At 29.3% G+C, this 18,839-nt stretch carries 16 protein-coding genes; 9 read left to right on the top strand and 7 right to left on the bottom strand.

Going from position 1 to position 18,839, the window contains the following annotated elements:
• Position 1: 1 nt before the first annotated feature.
• The 9 genes from DEFDS_RS04045 to DEFDS_RS12570 all read left to right on the top strand — a co-directional run bounded on the left by DEFDS_RS04045 (position 2) and on the right by DEFDS_RS12570 (position 9,220).
• Entirely contained in the window at positions 2-853 is an 852-nt protein-coding gene (locus tag DEFDS_RS04045) for a thiamine pyrophosphate-dependent enzyme (RefSeq protein ID WP_013007530.1), read from the top strand.
• 190 nt (positions 854-1,043) lie between these two features.
• Positions 1,044-1,247: a DUF1858 domain-containing protein gene (locus DEFDS_RS04040; protein ID WP_013007529.1), complete on the top strand. Its 204-nt coding sequence runs from the start codon at positions 1,044-1,046 to the stop codon at positions 1,245-1,247.
• Positions 1,234-2,109, top strand: coding sequence for an MBL fold metallo-hydrolase (locus DEFDS_RS04035; RefSeq protein ID WP_013007528.1), 876 nt, complete (start codon positions 1,234-1,236; stop codon positions 2,107-2,109). Before DEFDS_RS04040 ends, DEFDS_RS04035 begins: the two co-directional genes overlap by 14 nt.
• On the top strand, positions 2,094-2,759 hold the full coding sequence (gene trmB / locus DEFDS_RS04030; protein WP_013007527.1) for a tRNA (guanosine(46)-N7)-methyltransferase TrmB: 666 nt from the start codon (positions 2,094-2,096) through the stop codon (positions 2,757-2,759). The genes DEFDS_RS04035 and trmB overlap by 16 nt, the downstream gene beginning before the upstream one ends.
• The gene (locus DEFDS_RS04025; RefSeq protein ID WP_041223604.1) at positions 2,749-3,990 is read left to right on the top strand and encodes an NfeD family protein; all 1,242 of its coding nucleotides are present in this window, start codon (positions 2,749-2,751) and stop codon (positions 3,988-3,990) included. Before trmB ends, DEFDS_RS04025 begins: the two co-directional genes overlap by 11 nt.
• Complete coding sequence (locus DEFDS_RS04020; protein WP_013007525.1) at positions 3,987-5,162, top strand: TIGR04013 family B12-binding domain/radical SAM domain-containing protein; 1,176 nt, start codon at positions 3,987-3,989, stop codon at positions 5,160-5,162. The genes DEFDS_RS04025 and DEFDS_RS04020 overlap by 4 nt, the downstream gene beginning before the upstream one ends.
• 10 nt (positions 5,163-5,172) lie before the next feature.
• Complete coding sequence (locus DEFDS_RS04015) at positions 5,173-5,430, top strand: HP0495 family protein (protein ID WP_013007524.1); 258 nt, start codon at positions 5,173-5,175, stop codon at positions 5,428-5,430.
• Between the two features lie 14 nt (positions 5,431-5,444).
• Positions 5,445-7,232: a methyl-accepting chemotaxis protein gene (locus DEFDS_RS04010; protein ID WP_013007523.1), complete on the top strand. Its 1,788-nt coding sequence runs from the start codon at positions 5,445-5,447 to the stop codon at positions 7,230-7,232.
• Positions 7,233-7,495: 263 nt separating this feature from the next.
• A complete protein-coding gene (locus DEFDS_RS12570; RefSeq protein ID WP_013007522.1) occupies positions 7,496-9,220 on the top strand; it encodes a S8 family serine peptidase in 1,725 nt (574 codons plus the stop codon).
• 9 nt (positions 9,221-9,229) lie between these two features.
• On the opposite strand, the gene DEFDS_RS04000 is transcribed toward DEFDS_RS12570, so the two are convergent.
• From DEFDS_RS04000 to DEFDS_RS03970, 7 genes are all read right to left on the bottom strand, one after another.
• Positions 9,230-9,949 (bottom strand): hypothetical protein, encoded by a 720-nt coding sequence (locus tag DEFDS_RS04000; RefSeq protein ID WP_013007521.1) that lies wholly within the window; start codon positions 9,947-9,949, stop codon positions 9,230-9,232.
• Between the two features lie 9 nt (positions 9,950-9,958).
• Entirely contained in the window at positions 9,959-10,765 is an 807-nt protein-coding gene (locus DEFDS_RS03995) for a hypothetical protein (protein ID WP_013007520.1), read from the bottom strand.
• A 4-nt stretch (positions 10,766-10,769) separates the two neighbouring features.
• Entirely contained in the window at positions 10,770-14,228 is a 3,459-nt protein-coding gene (locus tag DEFDS_RS03990; RefSeq protein WP_013007519.1) for a hypothetical protein, read from the bottom strand.
• A 226-nt stretch (positions 14,229-14,454) separates the two neighbouring features.
• Positions 14,455-15,333 carry a DNA polymerase III subunit delta gene (holA, locus tag DEFDS_RS03985; protein WP_013007518.1) on the bottom strand — a complete coding sequence of 293 codons (879 nt, stop codon included), beginning with the start codon at positions 15,331-15,333 and terminating at the stop codon, positions 14,455-14,457.
• Complete coding sequence (locus tag DEFDS_RS03980) at positions 15,296-15,799, bottom strand: hypothetical protein (protein ID WP_013007517.1); 504 nt, start codon at positions 15,797-15,799, stop codon at positions 15,296-15,298. Before DEFDS_RS03980 ends, holA begins: the two co-directional genes overlap by 38 nt.
• Positions 15,796-18,357 carry a leucine--tRNA ligase gene (leuS, locus tag DEFDS_RS03975; protein ID WP_013007516.1) on the bottom strand — a complete coding sequence of 854 codons (2,562 nt, stop codon included), beginning with the start codon at positions 18,355-18,357 and terminating at the stop codon, positions 15,796-15,798. The genes DEFDS_RS03980 and leuS overlap by 4 nt, the downstream gene beginning before the upstream one ends.
• Before the next feature lie 61 nt (positions 18,358-18,418).
• Positions 18,419-18,742 carry a hypothetical protein gene (locus tag DEFDS_RS03970; RefSeq protein ID WP_013007515.1) on the bottom strand — a complete coding sequence of 108 codons (324 nt, stop codon included), beginning with the start codon at positions 18,740-18,742 and terminating at the stop codon, positions 18,419-18,421.
• Between the last annotated feature and the right edge of the window lie 97 nt (positions 18,743-18,839).

Genomic DNA, 18,839 nt, shown 5'->3' with positions numbered 1-18,839 from the left:
TATGAAGGCACATGAATTGAATACAGGTAAAACTCCAGTATGGTGTCCAGGTTGCGGAAACTATGCTATCTGGAATGCTTTGAAAGGTGCAATTGCTGATCTTAATCTAAATCCTTGGGAAGTGGTAACAGTCTCAGGTATAGGTTGTTCAGGTAAAATGGTAAATCATATTAGATGCTACGGGTTTCACTCATTGCATGGAAGAGTTCTACCTGTAGCAACTGGCGTGAAACTTGCAAACCATAAATTAACAGTCATTGCAAATGGTGGCGATGGTGATGGCTATGGGATGGGTATGGGACACTTTGTGCATGCTATGAGGAGAAATATAGACTTAACATATATAGTGCATGATAATAGGACTTACGGCCTCACAACTGGTCAAGCATCTCCAACTGCTAAAAGAGGTACCGTTACTAAATCAACTCCAGAGGGAGTTTTTGAGGAACCAGTTAACCCTATTGCATTTGCATTATCTGCAGGAGCCACTTTCATTGCAAGAGGTTACTCTGGAGAAAGTGAACATTTAAAAGAATTGATTAAAAAAGCAATCAATCACAAAGGATTTGCACTAATAGATGTATTACAGCCTTGTGTATCTTTTGCAAGGGATTACTCATATGATTATTATGATAGTCGTATATATTTCTTAGACGAAAACTATAATTCAAATAACAAGGAAAGCGCTTTTAAATTGGCTTTTGAAAAAGATAAATATGCTCTAGGTATTATTTATGAAGATAAATCAAAACCTACATATGAAGAACAGCATGGTGTTTTAAAAGAAAAAACGCTATGTGAACAAGGTGTAAAATTAAAAGACATATCCCCATTGTTAAAATTATACAAATAAAAGATTTGTATTAAACAGTAATAACTGTTCAAATTCCCAGATTACTTCGCTAACGCTCGCAATGACAAATTTTGTGGTCATTGCGAGGCAACGTAAGCTGCCGAAGCAATCTCATAAATATCAATTTGCTAATTTTAAATTGTCAATAATTATTTTTAATGTTATATTTGCTAATCATAGGGGGTGAGTTATGAAAATAAGTAAAGATATGATTATAGTAGACGTTTTGAGAAAATATCCTAAGGTTGTTGAAGTATTTGAAAAATTTAATATGGGTTGTGTTAGCTGTCTTGGAGTACAAAATGAATCTATTGAAAAAGGGTGTATGATGCATGGTATAAATCCTGATGAGCTAATAAATGAATTAGAGAAATTTATAAATGAAAATTATTGAAATAACGGATAATCTTTTTGTAATTGATCAAAAAGCATCTTATACTTGCGGTTTGGTTTTAAATGATGAAGTAATTTTGTTTGACAGCTGTCTTGATGCGTCCAACGCTAAAAAGATTGATAAACTATTAGGAAAAAGTGTTAAAGCGATTTTTCATACACATTCTCATGCAGATCACGTAGGTGGGGACTTTTTCTTTCACAACAAATATAGGTGTGAAGTCTATATACATAAAAATGAATTATCCTTTTTAACCTATCCATATTTAGAACCATCACTTCTTTATGGTGGTGCTGCTTATACTGCTATTACTAGCAAATTTCTTAAGGCCGAAAAAGTTGAATCAGCAAAGCCTATAGATTTGGCTACTCAAATCTTAGATGATCTTAACATAGAAATAATTGATCTACCTGGCCATTCACCTGCACAGATAGGATTTAAAATTGAAAATATTCTTTTTGTAGGTGATGCACTGTTTTCTGAGGAATTGATAGAAAAATATAAGCTCCTCTATTTATTCAATCCAAAAGAATACTACAAATCCTTAGAAAAATTAGAAAAACTCAATTTTGAAAAAATAATTTTTTGTCACAAAGGGATTTTATCAAAAAACAAATCTACAAATGTGATCAAAATTAATAAAGAACACCTATTAGATATTTATAATAAAATTTATAAATATGCAGATGGAAATACTGCAGAGGAGATTACAGATATTTTGATAAATGAGCTTGATATCCATATCAATTTAGATTTAATCAGCCTAATAAATTCAACTGTAAAAGGTTATTTAAGCTGGTTAGAATCAGATAACAAATTAAAAGTTTATTACGATAAAGGAGTTAGATGGAAGCAGATGTAGTAAATAAAATAAATTTAAAATTGGATTTCGAAAGTAAAGTTTATGTTTTTTCTGAGGAAATAAAACCTCAACTAAAACCATTTGCAAACTATGAATCTATTAGTTTTAAAGATATTTTCAAAAATGATAACCTTGTAAATGTAGAAATAGGAATAGGAAATGGAGAATTTATAGCTCATTACGCTCAAAAATGGCAAAATGAAAACTTTTTAGGTTTTGAAGTTGTAAAAAAGGTTATCAGAAAAGCCATTCATCGTGTAGAAAAAAATAATCTCCAAAATGTTAGACTAATCCATTTTGATGCCAAATTTTTTGTAGCACTTTTTGAAAATAATAGTGTTAAAAGATTTTTTGTAAACTTTCCAGATCCATGGCCGAAGAAAAAACATCATAAACGCAGATTATTAAAACCAGAATTTTTGCAGTTGTTATCAGATAAGCTCGTAAAAGACGGGGAGCTTTTTATTGCAACTGACCATGAAGATTATAAAAATGAAATCGTTGAAAACTTAATATTGTGTGGTAAATTTAAATCTATATGGAACACCTGGTATAAAGAAGAGCTTATAGATTATTTCCCAACCAAATATTATAGAAAGTTTGCATCAAAAACTGGTGTTTACTTTTTCCATCTTAAAAATGAAAAATAAATTTATCTTAACCCTATTTATATTTTTTATTTTAGTTAGATACGGAATATCAGCCAACCTCTGTGCAATAAAAATAGATGGTGTAATTTCACCAGTAACATCTAAATTTATAGAACAAACGATAAAAAAATGTGAAAATAAAGATGGGCTAATATTATACTTAAACACACCAGGTGGACTACTAACATCTACAAGAGAAATTGTTCAATCCATATTTACTTCTCAAATCCCTGTGATAACAGTTGTTTCTCCACCTGGAGCAAGAGCTGGCTCAGCTGGTTCGTTTATTGTGCTGGCTTCTCATTATGCCATCATGTTTGAAGGAACAAATATCGGTGCTGCTCATCCTGTGTCAATTTTTGGTAAAGATATTGATGGAGATATGCGTAAAAAGATAGAAAACGATACTATTGCTTTTATGAAATCCATTGCAGAAAAAAGAAATAGAAATATTGAAAAAGCAATATCAATGGTTAAAGATTCTAAAAGTTATACTGCACAGGAAGCTTTAAAATTTAAGCTTATAGACAAAGTCGTAAAAAATAATCAAGAACTAAATATGTATTTAAAAAATATATTTAATGATAATATCCAGATTGAAGAGATTGAGCCTACTCAATTTGAAAAACTTAAATTTTTTCTTAGCAACCCAGATATTTTGGTATTACTTTTATTTATCACACTTTTATCAATATATCTTGAAATTAAATTTGGTGGAACTTTTATTTTTGCAGGATTAGGGATAATTTCATTCATACTTTTTTTACTAGGATTAAATATTATACCAATAAATCTATTAGCTCTCCTGATATTTTTATCAGGTATTCTCTTATTAATTTTAGAAATTTTTATTCCAAGCTATGGTTTGCTCACAATATCTGCTATTATTTTAATAACAATTGGTCTTAACATGTTGTTTAAAGTAAAAGGTAGTATGGGGATAGGTGTGTCTATTTATATGATTCTCACTATCATTGGATTGATAGGACTAATCGCTTTTATTTTAGGAAAAGTTATATTTAAGGATTTCAAAAGAAAACCTGAAACAGGCTCTGAAAAACTAATAGGGATGACAGCAGAAGTTATGCAATGGGATGGAAAAAAAGGGAAAATTTTTATAAACGGAGAATACTGGGATATAATTTCTGAAGACGATATCAATGTTAATGATAAAGTATTAGTTGTTGATGTCAAAGGGCTAACTTTAGTAGTGAAAAAAGTTGCTGCATGAATTTTATTTTTATAAAAGATAAATACAACAAATATTCAATAAGAGCAATTGCTGCGAGTTTTGAGAAATATTTCGACTTTCCATATGAAATAATTTCCAATGAAAGTGCATCACAAAAACAGATTAAAAACTCAGTAATATTTTGCTCATTTAATTCATTAAATAAAGATTTCTATTTCAAACTATCTAAGAAACTAATAGATAAGAATGTCTTAATCTGTGGTGGGCCTCACCCATCTGCTAAAAGCGATGAATGTTTAAATTACTTTCATTCTGTTTGTGTAGGTGAAGGTGAAATTGCCGTAAAAGAAATTGTAAACGATTTATTAGAAAACAGCCTAAAAAGAATATACAGACAAACAATTTCGACTAATCTAAATGAGTTTAGTTCCTATCCAAAAAAACACCATATCTTTGGACCAATTGAAATTACAAGGGGCTGTTTGTTTAATTGCCACTATTGCCAAACTCCAAAACTATTTAAAGGGAAAATAAGACATAGAAATATAGAATCTATAGCAATTGATGTTGATTTTGCATACAAAAATAAAAAAACAGATTTTCGTTTTATAACTCCTGATGCTGGCATATATAACTATAAAAATGGAATTAACTTACAAGCCATCGAAGAACTTTTTAAAACCATAAAATCTATTACAAAGAATAATGGAAGAATATTTTTTGGCTCTTTTCCATCTGAGCTAAACCCTTTTCATGTAAATGAAGATTTAATAAAACTGATGAACCATTACTGTTCAAACAAAAAAGTAGTTATTGGTCTTCAAACTGCCAGTGAACGATTATTAAAAATTATAAATAGACCAACTGATTTGATACAGGTAGAAAAAACAATAAACCTATTCTTAAAATACGGATTTGGTGTGGACGTGGACTTTATTTTTGGATTACCAGATGAAACAGATAAAGATATAGAACAGAGTATAAAATGGATTGAAAAATGGGAGTCAAAAGTAAGGGTGCACGCTCACTACTTCATGCCACTTCCTGGAAGTTTTTTTGAAAATAAAACACCAACACCAATCAGCGACAAATCATTAAAAAAACTTAAATCACTAGAAGGTAAAGGGAAAATTTTTGGAATGTGGATTAAACAAATGGAATACAGTAAAAATTTCTTGAATAAAAAAACATTGTGTGATTATATAACATAAAGAGGTGTATATGAATATTAACATTGATGAGGTAATAGAATTTCCCACATTATACACTTTTAAGATTATTGGTATCAATACCGAAATTTTTAAAAATAAAGTAATCTTACTTTTTCAAAACAAAAAAAACAAAAACCTAAAGTTTAATCTAAGTAAGTCGAATAAATACCTATCAGTAACAGTTGAGGTGGAAGTTATTAATAAAGATGAATTATTCGAAATCTATAAAAAGATCAAAAACATACAAGGGGTAACTTATTTTCTATAAGATGGAGGTCTTTAATGAAAAAACTCTATTTATTTTTTGAAAAAACATTTTTTAATTCTATAACCAAAAAATTAATCGGAAATATTTTCTTTTTGTTTTTATTTCAAATAATAACATACATAATTTTCTTAAATTCAAAATCTAAAATAATAAATTTTATCTCAAATAATAATTTTGAAAAAGTAGCTAAAGTTTTATCTACCACAAATACATACTATTTAGCTATACTTATCTTGTCATTTTTATCCTCATGTTTTATCTTATATTTTTTAAGATATTTAACATTAATACCTGTAAAAAAAATCATTGAAATATTTAATGAAATTGGAAGTGGCGAAGGTGATCTATCAAAAGACCTTCCTGTAACAACATATGACGAGTTTCGTGAATTATCAAACAGTTACAACAGCTTTTTGAAAAAATTAAGAGAAATAATCGATTCCGTAAGATCTCACGGTATCCTCATAGCAATAAGTTCTGCAAAAGTAAAAGCAAAAATAAGTAAAGCAACTCTCAATTCAAAAAAACAAGGGGAGTTGGCAGAGCAAGTTTTCAATGCAAGTAATGAAGCAAATGTTGCAATTACTGAAATTACAGAGAATACCCAGTATGTGACTTCATCAACTCAAAATAATATAAATTCAGCAAAAGATTCTCTAGAGAAAATGAATGAAGTTGCAGATAAAATTCAAAAGGTAAATGATCAGTTTATGCAATTTCTAAATGTTGTTGATATTTTGAGTAATAGCTCTGAGCAGATAAAAGGGGTTTTAGGTTTGATTCAAGATATTGCAGATCAAACAAATTTGCTAGCATTAAACGCTGCAATAGAGGCAGCAAGAGCGGGTGAGCATGGTAGAAGTTTTGCGGTTGTAGCTGATGAGGTAAGAAAGCTTGCAGAAAAAGTAAAATCAGCAACAGATGATATAAACGAAAATATAAAAAATATGATAACAAATGTTAAAACAACAAAAGAAGAAAGCGAGCAGATAGTTGATGATGTTAAAGACACTACAGAAATTATTGGTGAAACGGCAAATCAGTTTCAACAAATGATACAAGAATTTGAAGTTAACGGAGAACAGTTATTAAAGATTGCATCAGCTATAGAAGAATTATCTATCACAAATAACGAAATTCATCAAAGTGTGGAAGAAATCTACAACCTAAGTCAAGATGTTTTAACAAGCATGGATGAAGCAAATAGTGCTACGGAAGAGCTCAACAAAGAAACACAACTTATGCAGGTACTTGTTTCAAAATTTAAAACAGGTGCTGGTGAGTGTAAATTTGAAACAATAACTGAGTTAGCAAATAAATATAAAGAGCTATGTGTTGAAAAAATTAACAACATTAAAAATAGTGGTGTAAATATTTTTGATACAAATTACAGACCAATTCCTAACACTAACCCACAAAAATACTCCACTGTTTATGATAAGCATTTTGAAAAGGAGTTACAGAGGATTTATGATGAAGCAGTAAATGAGATACCAGGTGCTATATTTACACTTTGTGTGGATAAAAACGGTTATGCACCAACGCATAATTCTAAATACTCAAAACCATTGACAGGCAATTATGAACAAGACCTTATTAGCAGTAGAGATAAAAGGATTTTTAATGACCTTACTGGTATTGCAGCAGCAAGGAATCAAGAAAAATTTTTACTTCAAACATATATGAGAGATACTGGAGAGATTATTTGTGATCTATCAATGCCCATTTTTATAGATGGCAAGCATTGGGGTGCTATAAGGGTTGGTTTCGATCCTGTAGTGGCTTTTTGTTTAAATAAATAGAGGGTGTTGCACAGTAAAATATACTCAAGTTCCAGATTGCTTCGCTAACGCTCGCAATGACAGTATCTTGTGTCATTGCAAGGCAGCATAAGCTGCCGAAGCAATCTCGAGTAAAACGTTGAAGCAGAAGATTGCTTCACTTTGTTCGCAATGACAAGTTTCCCTGTCATTGCGAGGAGCAAATGCGACGAAGCAATCTCATGATTATATTAACTAACAAGAGGTAAGCATGTTGTGCAACATATCTAAAAAGGATAATAATTATGAAATTAATCATTAAAATTTTATTTATAATTCTGATAATAAGTAGTTTTGCTCATAGTGAGCTTTTTAAACTCAAAAATCCAAACTTTAAAAAATTTATTCAAATTTATGACAAAAAAATTAAACAGTTTTCAATAGGAAACCGAACGTATGTAAAAGGGGATAAAAATGAAATCTTGAAATACTATAATGAAGATGAATTGGAATATGTAAAACCTGTTAAAAGAGAGCTTTTTTATATACCAAATGATGAATTTTTTGATAAACAGTGGTATTTAAACAACGAAAATGATACCGATATCAACTGGCCAGAAGCAATTGATTTAGTCAATAGTAATGATGAACTTATTGTTGCTGTAGTGGATTCAGGTATTGCATACAATCATGTAGATTTAGAAGGGAAAATTTTAAACGGTGGAGATTTTGGTAATTATGGCTTTTCATTTTGCAACTCTGATAACTCCACTTACGATATAGTGGGACACGGGACACATGTTGCAGGTATAATAGCAGCAAATACGGACAACAGTTTTGGTATTGCGGGTATTACAAATAACAAAATTAAAATTTTAAATTTAAAAATCGCTTGTGGAACAGATGCAAGTATTACAATTGATGATGAATTAGAATCTATCGCAAAAATTTTAGACTTAATAGATAAAGGCTATCCTATAAAAGTTGTAAATATGAGTTTAGGTGGTATCGATTATAGTGATGAAGAATATAATGCAATAAATCAACTAATTAATAAAGGAGTTATCGTAGTTTCTGCAGCTGGTAATGATGGTGATGATATTAAAAATTATCCTGCTGCTTACAATGGTGTAATAAGTGTGGGAGCCACAAAAGAGGATGATTATCTTGCATCCTATTCAAATTATGGGGCCTGGGTAGATATTTACGCTCCAGGAGATTATATTATCAGCACCTACAATGAATCTCTTTTAAAAAACATATCTAATCCATATTTAATAATAAATGAAGACTTTTCAGGGAGTATTGATAACCTTAGTTATAATGGTTGGCAGGTAGAAAATAATTATTTAACTTTTTCAACAAATAGTTCTGTCAATTGTGATAATAACTCTATTGAAACAACATTATTGAACACATTTCAACTACAAAATTTTACTTATAAAAAGTTTGTTGCATTAGCTAATATTAATACTGATAATGGCTCAATAGTGGTCTATAATTCTTTTGATAACGGCTCTACATGGGTAAAGCTAACAAGTCAAAGTGGCATACAAAATAATGAATTTTACTATATTGTATCAAATATTACTACATCTCAAAATGTGAAATACAAAATATGCTATGAAGGTGGTGCTGGAGCTGTAAAAATTGATTTCTTAAAGATTGGAGGGAGTAACAAATCTGATGCTTTCGCATATGAATCTGGCACTTCTATGGCTACACCTGTTGTTTCTGCAGCCGTGGCATTAGCACTCTTAGAAAAGCCTTCACTAACTGAATCAGAAATAGTAAATTTCCTTTACTCAACAGGTGAAGATTTAAAAAATTATTCTGGGAAAAGATTAAATTTATATGATTTTTTATATACAATAAAACATGAACAACAAAATACAGTTAATAATGAAAGTAGTCAAAGTAGTAGTGGCGGTGGAGGAGGTTGCTCCACTGGAACTTCAAATAATTTTATACTACTAATTCTATTTATACTTTACAGAGCAAAACTACGCTTTCTTAACAAAAAAAAGTAATGTTAATATCTACTCAAAATAGCCCATTAGTCCTATTGAAAATGTAAATTGTGCTTCTTTCAAATTTATCGATTCACCCAACTTAGGTGTATTTGATAATATCACAAATCCTCCTGGTACCTTATTATAATAAACATCTATGTAACCTTTAGGAAAATAGATACCTATTATATCCCCTTGATCTAAAACAATTTTATTTTCAAGTTGTATATATTGTTTCCCCGCTTTTACTGAATATAGTTTAGACTCTCCAACCAAAACATATTTATTTTCAAACTTTCTAAATATTTTCAATTGAATTTTGGTATCTCTTGCAAAGAACCCCCTTACCCCTCTTATCTCATCTCCACTTGAAAAAACTTTCCCTTTATAGACTAACAACTTACCTTCAAGATTTTTCCCTTCCCTTTTTATTACCTCTCCCCCTACATAATCCATTAAAACAGTTTTATTTGTTAATTTCTCAATCTGCATTATTTGTTGTTTTAAAAATGTTCTTAATTCATTTCTTAAATTTGCTAATTCAGTATAGTTATAGCTTTTTTCCTCTTTTAAAATTTTATTTAATTTATTACATTTCTTTAACTCAGTACTTAATTCATCATTTTTATTTTGTAAATTACTCATCTGAATTAATAAACGCTTATTCTCCTCTTTGAGTTTTTGCATATCTTGAGTACATGCAGCAATTAAAATCATCAACATAACCAGTATCAAACTTTTCTTCATAGCCCACCTCTATTTAATTATAAATTTAAATGTTGAAACTAAATTATATCTACTATCAACAACATTAGCCACATATTCACCACTAGAAAAAGGTTTTATCTGAGATTTTATAACAATATTTTTAACCATGCCTTTTTTTAATAGCAAAGGTACCTTATGAACCTCCTTCTCATTACCAACCATTTTTACAATAAAATAACCAAAAAACATTGAATCCCCATCATAAGAAACTTTAAAATTCAAAGAAGAATCGTTATTATTTAATATATTATCATCTTTACTTGTAGCTAATAAATCTATTTTAACAAGATTATTATAAGCTTTTAAATTTTTAATAGAACTATTATCTTCTACACTGGCATCCTGATTAGCAAACAATTGCTTTAAAAAATATGAATAAATAGCAGCTTTCTTATATAATTTAAAATTAACATCATTTATTATTTTGATTATCTTAACATTGCTTTTTCTGAAAACAAAAATATAGTTATCTTTTTTATTAAATACCTCTTTACCAGATTTAAGATCGATATCAGTAACAACTGTAACAATATCTATATCACTATAACTTTTTTTATCTATCACTTTAACATTGTTAAATTTTAAATCCATACTATCAAAAATAGCTTTATGTAAAGCCAGAACTTTTTGGTAAAAACTTTTATTAGAATTATCTATAAGATTTGCAATCTTATCTAAATCTTTAGACTGACAAGCTTCCACATACTCATTAATAATAGATTCATAATTATCATAAGCATAAATCAATGAATAAACTAGAACAAAAAATACTAAAATAATTATTCTTTTTAACATATCATTACCAATTATTTAATTTATTAATTTTTACACCAACTTTTCTAATAACAGACGTACCATAACCAGATTCATCTGTAACACTAATTGCAACAGGAACGAAAATTATATCCTGATATGATTCTGCTATCTGTTTATATTGATTAAAAATCTCGTAAGTTGTCTTTGCATTTGCCCACAATGCTTTTGCCAACTCCACAGATAGTGCTCCACTTAAACCACTATTTTCTCCTAAAATTTTACTTAACTTATCAATTTTCAAAACTTTTATTAATTTATTTAAAGAGCCAGATTTTGAAAACTTCTTTAAAGTAGCTCCCCCCAATTTTTCTAATGACTTCACCTTAAAAGCTTTACTATGAGTTATCGAATTAGAAAAAGAACCGCCTATTAAATCCACAAAACCTATACTCCAATCAGTAATACTAACAATATCCGGAGTAGTTACGCCCTCCTTCATATCTCCCAAAGTTAGTCCCATCATAGAAGCAGACATACCTTTAGTTGAAGAATCATATAAATATTTTAAAAATGTCTCTTTGTTACTTATATTAATATTAGCTTTATTCAAAATAGATGTCTTAATAACCAGATTTTTAATCTTAAAATCAGGAATATTAGTTAATGCTTTTGTTCCACCTTCCGCTAAAACACTACCTCCTACTCCAACAAAACCTAATAAAACATTCAAGTTTGTATCTAAATACATTTTCAAAACGTTTGGTAAATTTCCAGCTAAATCGTCTCCAAATTTTAAAGGTTCATAGTAAAACTCAATAAATTTTTTATCAGTTTTATATATAAGAGGCTCATTTTTCTTGGTTATAGTATCTCTACCCACTGTTTTTAATCTGCCATATGCTCTAATCTGAATTGTAAAATTTTTACTGTCTGGATCTTCAATCTTTATAGTAGAAGGTTTTAATTGCCAAACCCCTTCCTCAATACCCGATGGGATTCTTACTTCTATTTTAGGAGCAGGATCATCTATTATTACTTTAAAAGAATCACAATAATGATTTATAGTTTCACAAACTTTTATTTCAGCAAATATTGGAAAAAGAATATTGTGAAATTTCTTTATACCATCACCTTTAAAATCGGGAGATTTAAAGCTAAAAGTCAATATACCTTTATCATCTGTTTCTTCTTTTTTTCCAATAAACATACCATTTTCAAAACCTGAAGGGAAAATCTGTTTACCATCTTTCCTATAAAAAGAAGTTATTTTTTCTATTGAAATTTCCGTATTTTTAAGAGGCTTTTTGTCATTCAAAGCGCTTATTTTAATCTTATAATAACCACCATTAGGATAAATTTTCTCTTGAGATAAAAGCTCAATATTTAAACCACTTATTTTCTTATATAAAGTATACTCCAAATCATATTCTTTTACTTCTGATCCTTTATTGATATCAAAAATAATTTCAAATCTTCCATCACTATCAGTTTTAACACTTTTTCCATTTATAGAAACTGTCGAATCAACAATAGGTTTTCCATCCTTGCTTATTACACGACCATGAAAAACCAATCTTTTTGCATTTTTAGTTGAAACAAAGAAGTTATCTTCTTTTTCATTATATTTTACTTTGTTTACTTTAACTTTTATATTCATTTGATTCTGATCTTCAAAAGTTATCCACCCAGAATGATGAATCTCCTTACTTTTGATAACTCCATTGTCACAATATCTTATCTCATCATAAGGACCTTCATACTTATTCATAATACATTTGTTAAGTCCACAAAATTTTATTTTAACACCAAAGTTCACAGGTACAAAAAGATTACCTTCACAATTCACAGGCAAATCTCTTGCCTCTATACACTCCATTCGATAATCATCAGTTGTCATATCTACATCAGCAACTTTTATTCCATTAAAATAATCTTTAAAAGAATTGCACTGATACTCTATTGATGTTACTTCTTCGCTACAAGTATCAGTTTTTCTTTTACTTAATATTTCAGTTCTTGGTTTTTTCTTAAGGTCTCCTTTTACTTCAAATCTTCCTTTCCAATAAACATAAACTTGAGCCGAATTTTCAAACTTCAAATTTTTAGCCAAAACTTCTTTTTTCAACGTATTATAACCACATGATACTACTTTTAGTTTATCACAAAAATAATCCCTCACATAACTATAATTAGAATACGGAGGAATAATATTTATCTGATTATAAGAACTATAGTAAGGGACCAACCATTCCCCTTCTCTAATCAATTCGCCTTTAAAAAGGTAATATTTGTATGGATCAAAATCAAAATTTTTCTCACCTATAATATTTGGCTTTGCAATAGGCTCTAATTCATTATCGATTATTGTATATAGCTCATCTTTATAGCCATGTATTACAACAATATCCCCCTTATCATCAAGAATCAACTTAGGACTTTTAACTTTATATTTGTTATTAATTAATCGTATTTTGCTAATTCCGCTCTTTTTATCGTATTCTGCAATAGTTATATAATCTGTTCTTGAATTAACTAACCAAAAATATTTACCAAGCTTTCTATTAAACAATACTGATTCATCTATATGACCGTTTTTACTACAATAAACAGGTTCTTTAAAAAGATCCATACTCAAAGAAGAATCATGCCTATACTCTATATGATCTGATAATAAATAAAAATCCTGCTTATCTAAATTTATAATCAAAGGTTTATATCCAGAAATAGATAATACAAAAAAACTACCACCATTCAATTTATCCAAAATATCTAAAAACTTTCTATTTACAGGATATTTAACCGTTACATTAAAACTATTTAACTCTTGCTTTAAATTTAATTCACAATCTTTAACAGAAGAATAAACTTCCTTATAATTATTTAACAACTGAATTCCTACTTTAATCTTTTTAACACCAGCCTTGTTTATAATATTGGATTTGGGAAGATAAAGCTCATTTATCAGTAAATACTTTATCTTAGCCAAATTTACATTGTTAGAATTTTTTTTATTAACAATTTTATCTAAAATCCATACAAGTGCCTTCTTCCCATCAAAAACATTAGTACAATTTACTCTAATCAAAAAATTACCATATTTTACTCCATATACCCCCATATCTCCTGGCATAAAGAAGCCCTTATCACCAATGTTTAATTTTTCTGCTTTTTTATTTTTACCGCTCGCAGCAAATGCCCTCTCTAAATTTTGAAAAAACGTTGTAAGAGCTGAATCTGCATCTTTGGTATAATTTATTAAAATATAAATGAAATTATTAGTACCTTTTTCTACAAAAAGCTTAGAAGATTTTAATCCATCATAATCCACTTTGTTCTTATAAATAGGTAAAAAATCCACATTACTTTCAACAAAATCCTTACCATATAATTTCGTAACTTCTTCTGAAGAAGGGAGATATACATAAGTATCACTGATTTCAAATGAATAAACATTTGTAAGAATAATTATTAAAATAGCAACAGCTATTAATAACTTTTTCATTATCTCACTCGTTAATGAATTATAACACAGATATATAAATTGTAAAGTAAACTTGTTCTTTATATTCTATTAAATAATACAAACAATGTTATTAAAAATAAAACAAGAGAGTTATACAATAATAGCAATTATAGCTACTAAAATTGCTTTTCAATGCATTTTACTTGTAAGTATCAAGTCAAGCATATATTGATGTGTATTCAACTACAAAAATGAAATTTAATTTTTACAATGAATTGATTAATGAAATTAATTCATTTTCCAAAGAAATAGTAGATATTTTTAATTTCTTATCAATAAAATATAAATTTTCTATTAGTTGAGAAAGTTCATCAAGTTTCCACTTACTTACTGCTGACTTTATTTGCGAAATTTTATAAGCATGACCGCTAACAAGTTCTGGATTAATTTTATAATAAAACATCTCATTAGCTCTTTTTGCAAGCATGTAAAACACCATCATTAGATTTTCATGAGCCGAAATCATTTCATTTAAGTATTCTAATGTTTTTCTTTTATCTCTCACATAAAATGAATCCAAAAATTTGAATACAAGATTAACATTTGAGGAGCTTATAAGTTTCAAAATTTCATCAAAGCTCTCAATTTTCTGATTATAAAAAAAGATTGATATCTTTTCTGCTTCCTGCTTTATCAAGTCAATATTTCGTCCACATAGCTCATAAATCTCTTTAGCCTCATTAAACTCAATATCAACCCCTTTTGACTTAAAAATTTCCATAACCTGCACTACAAAATCTTTATATGAATGTTTTGTTTCTTTTATAATTTCAAAATGATCTTTAAATAATTTAATAAGATTATTGTTTTCAGATGTAAACACAATATGTGCTTCTGACTCACCTGAAAAATAATTCAAACTGTCTTCTAACTCTTTAATTTTATGAATATTTTTAACAATTAAGTATTTATCTTCATAAAAGAGTGATATTGTAGAAATAAAATCAACTACTTCTTCAATATTAAAATTTTCCTCATTGTACCTCTTAATTTCAATATTTTCATCATCAGGAATTAACTCATCTAACCTATCAGAAATAAAACTATCACTTCCCGCTATTAATATTTTTTTCTTTGTAGTCATTTATAAAATCCATCAAAATATTGTTTATACTTTTTACAAAAGCTTCATTCCTATTGTTTAAGGTTTCTGTAATGTTAGTACTGATTATGTAAGAGTTTGAATCAGTAAATGTGTTTTTGTAAATACTCTTCCCATCTTTTTTAACTTCTATATCAACAATGATATTTAAATCAGAAGATGTGGCCCTTGAATAAGACTGCAAAATTTTACTTTCATAATTTACTTTTTTTAACCTTACCACAAGTTGAGCTGAATTTTCTTTGCTCTTGCTTAGTAAATTATGTTTACTAAAAAAATCATATATTTCAGAAGTTAAAACAGATGTATATTCAGATTCAGATGTTAAGTTTAAAATATCAGAAACAAAAAATCTTTCTTTTACATTAACATCATCAAGTCCAGCTATCCTATATCCGCAGGACAGCTGGACAAATATCACCAGCAACAATACAAAATATTTTTTCATTTAACTACCAAACTAACGAGCTTATTTGGCACATAGATCTCTTTTATCAACTGCTTACCATCAATATAGTTCTTAACCTTTTCGTTTTCTTTAGCAAGCCTTATAGCTTCATCCTTTTCAATATCTCTTGGCACATTAATCTGAGCCCTAACTTTTCCATTTATTTGCACAGCAATAGTTATTTCATCTTTTACAGTAAATTTATCATCATAAGCTGGCCAGTCAGCTTTTGATACATACCCTTCAAACCCACACCTATTCCATAACTCTTCAGCAACATGAGGTATAAACGGTGAAATAATCTTTATTAGCTTTACAAGTGCATCAGCAAACAGAGCTTTTTCTGACTCCGATGCTAATTTTGGTTCTATTAGATATAAATTGTTTGTAAATTCCATAATAGCTGCAACTGCAGTGTTAAGCTGGAAACGCTCAATGTCATTTGTAACCTTTTTAACAGTCAAATGAGTATGGTATAAAATCTCTTTTTCAAGCTTTCCATCCACATTATAACTTTTACCATAATACTCTTTAATCAAATCTATATGATTAACTACCAATCTCCAAACCCTATTTATAAAACGAAAAGCACCTTCTACACCTTGCTCACTCCACTCCAAATCTTTTTCAGGTGGCGCTGCAAAAAGTGAAAATAGTCTTGCTGTGTCAGCACCATACTGATCAATCAAGGCTTCAGGATCCACCACATTCTTTTTAGACTTACTCATCTTTTCAATTCTACCGATAATTACATCTCTACCACAATGTTTACATTTTCCATCGATAACTTCTTCAGGGAATAACCAGTTGTGTTCTTCACATCTATAAGATTCCTTACAAACCATACCTTGAGTCAAAAGTCTTTCAAAAGGCTCATCAAAATTTATATAGCCTAAATCACGCAACACCTTGGTGTAAAACCTTGAATATAATAGGTGAAGGATAGCATGCTCTATTCCACCAATGTATTGATCAACTGGCATCCAATATTCTGTTTCATCTTTATCAAAAATATTCGTGTCACAATGAGGTGAACAATACCTTAAGAAGTACCAGCTTGACTCAACAAAAGTATCCATTGTATCAGTTTCTCTTCTTGCATCTTTGCCACATTTTGGACATTTTACTTTTACAAACTCCTCACACTGCTCTAAAGGATTGCCTGCACCAGTTATTTCCACATCGGTAGGCAACTTAACAGGCAAATCTTCAAAAGGAACAGGTACAGCTCCACAATCATCACAATAAATTATAGGGATTGGCGTACCCCAATATCTCTGTCTTGATATCCCCCAATCTTTCAATCTATAATTCACAGTTTTTTTACCAACTCCAAGCTCTTCTAAATATTTAATGACCTCCTCTTTCCCCTTTTCATTATCCAAACCATCAAATTTTCCTGAATTTACCATTTTTCCTGGGCCGGTATAAGCTTCTGTCATCTTCTCAGGATCTAACTGTTCACCATCAGGTTGAATTACCACAATAATGTCTAACCCGTACTTTTTAGCAAACTCAAAATCTCTCTGGTCATGAGCAGGAACAGCCATAACAGCACCAGTACCATAATCCATCAATACAAAATTTGCTATATAAATAGGTATTTTCATCCCATTTACAGGGTTTATAGCGTATCTACCCGTAAAAAATCCTTTTTTCTCCTTATCTTCTGCTGTTCTACTAATTTTATCCTCTTTCAATATCTCATTTATAAAAGCTAACCCATCCTTTTCAACTTCAGTACCAGACAACAGTTTTTTAGCAATAGGGTGCTCTGGTGCAATAGACATAAATGTGGCACCATACAAGGTATCAGGCCTTGTTGTAAAAACAGTAATTTTTTCATCAATACCATCAACTTTAAAATCTATCTCAGCTCCCACTGATTTGCCAATCCAGTTTCTTTGCATTGTAAGAACTCTTTCTGGCCAACCAGAAAGTTTATAGGTATATTCAAGTAATTCCTCAGCATAATCAGTAATTTTGAAAAACCATCCTTCAATCTCTTTTATCTCCACTTCATTTGAACATCTCCAGCATTTACCATCTTCGACCTGCTCATTAGCCAAAACTGTATTACAATCAGGGCACCAGTTTACCAACGATGTCTTTTTATAAGCCAACCCTTTATTAAACATCTCAATAAATATTTTTTGCTCCCATTTGTAATATTCAGGATCACAAGTTGCAATTTCTCTATCCCAGTCATAGCTCAAACCAAGCATTTTAAGCTGTTTTTTCATATATTCGATATTTGAATAAGTCCATTTAGCAGGATGAACTTTATTTTTTATAGCAGCATTTTCTGCAGGCAAACCAAAAGCGTCCCACCCCATTGGATGCAAAACATTATAATCTTGCATCAACTTATAACGAGCTATCACATCACCAATTGCATAATTTCTAACATGCCCCATGTGGATTTTCCCTGATGGATAAGGGAACATTTCTAAACAATAATATTTCTTTTTGCTGTTATCAGCTTCACATTTAAAAACCTTTTCAGATTCCCATTTACTTTGCCATTTTTGCTCTATCTCCGCAGGGTTGTATTTCATACGTATTTCCTCCTGATATTTTTACAGTAATAATAAGATTTATAAAAATAAAACGAATAAATCAACGATTAATTTTTTTTGGATAAAATAATAAAGTAACTATATTTAAAATAATAACTACTCCCAAAATTATGATTACTCTAATAAACGGCTCATGAAATGCAATTCGAATTTTTACAATTTGATACATAGTAAATAACCATACAAGAATATTGATTATAGAAAGAGTTTTAATAAGGTTGTTTTTAATCTTTTCATTAAAAAAAATTATAATGATAGAAATCATAAAAAAAGCCGTTAAAACAATATTTGAATGCCTTAAAAAGTGTGCAGACACCATCAGCTGATTTATTATAAAAATTATATTGAAAAAAATCACATTCATAAAAAATCTCCCATATTTTCTTACTATTTAACTAATAATTCTTTTTTATCGAAAAATAAAGGAAATTTTTCTTGACAAATCATTTTATCAATCATAA

The organism is Deferribacter desulfuricans SSM1 (assembly GCF_000010985.1).
GTDB lineage: Bacteria > Chrysiogenota > Deferribacteres > Deferribacterales > Deferribacteraceae > Deferribacter > Deferribacter desulfuricans.
Note: the sequence above shows the minus strand (reverse complement) of the source record. Positions and strands in the feature narration are given on the sequence as shown.

Excerpts from the sequence above, each read along its gene's own strand:
- DEFDS_RS03970 (WP_013007515.1), bottom strand. The coding sequence starts at position 18,742 with ATGAATGTGATTTTTTTCAATATAATTTTTATAATAAATCAGCTGATG.
- trmB (WP_013007527.1), top strand. The coding sequence starts at position 2,094 with ATGGAAGCAGATGTAGTAAATAAAATAAATTTAAAATTGGATTTCGAA.
- holA (WP_013007518.1), bottom strand. The coding sequence starts at position 15,333 with ATGACTACAAAGAAAAAAATATTAATAGCGGGAAGTGATAGTTTTATT.
- leuS (WP_013007516.1), bottom strand. The coding sequence starts at position 18,357 with ATGAAATACAACCCTGCGGAGATAGAGCAAAAATGGCAAAGTAAATGG.
- DEFDS_RS04020 (WP_013007525.1), top strand. The coding sequence starts at position 3,987 with ATGAATTTTATTTTTATAAAAGATAAATACAACAAATATTCAATAAGA.
- DEFDS_RS04035 (WP_013007528.1), top strand. The coding sequence starts at position 1,234 with ATGAAAATTATTGAAATAACGGATAATCTTTTTGTAATTGATCAAAAA.
- DEFDS_RS04045 (WP_013007530.1), top strand. The coding sequence starts at position 2 with ATGAAGGCACATGAATTGAATACAGGTAAAACTCCAGTATGGTGTCCA.
- DEFDS_RS03990 (WP_013007519.1), bottom strand. The coding sequence starts at position 14,228 with ATGAAAAAGTTATTAATAGCTGTTGCTATTTTAATAATTATTCTTACA.
- DEFDS_RS04010 (WP_013007523.1), top strand. The coding sequence starts at position 5,445 with ATGAAAAAACTCTATTTATTTTTTGAAAAAACATTTTTTAATTCTATA.
- DEFDS_RS04040 (WP_013007529.1), top strand. The coding sequence starts at position 1,044 with ATGAAAATAAGTAAAGATATGATTATAGTAGACGTTTTGAGAAAATAT.
- DEFDS_RS04025 (WP_041223604.1), top strand. The coding sequence starts at position 2,749 with ATGAAAAATAAATTTATCTTAACCCTATTTATATTTTTTATTTTAGTT.
- DEFDS_RS04000 (WP_013007521.1), bottom strand. The coding sequence starts at position 9,949 with ATGAAGAAAAGTTTGATACTGGTTATGTTGATGATTTTAATTGCTGCA.
- DEFDS_RS03995 (WP_013007520.1), bottom strand. The coding sequence starts at position 10,765 with ATGTTAAAAAGAATAATTATTTTAGTATTTTTTGTTCTAGTTTATTCA.
- DEFDS_RS12570 (WP_013007522.1), top strand. The coding sequence starts at position 7,496 with ATGAAATTAATCATTAAAATTTTATTTATAATTCTGATAATAAGTAGT.
- DEFDS_RS04015 (WP_013007524.1), top strand. The coding sequence starts at position 5,173 with ATGAATATTAACATTGATGAGGTAATAGAATTTCCCACATTATACACT.
- DEFDS_RS03980 (WP_013007517.1), bottom strand. The coding sequence starts at position 15,799 with ATGAAAAAATATTTTGTATTGTTGCTGGTGATATTTGTCCAGCTGTCC.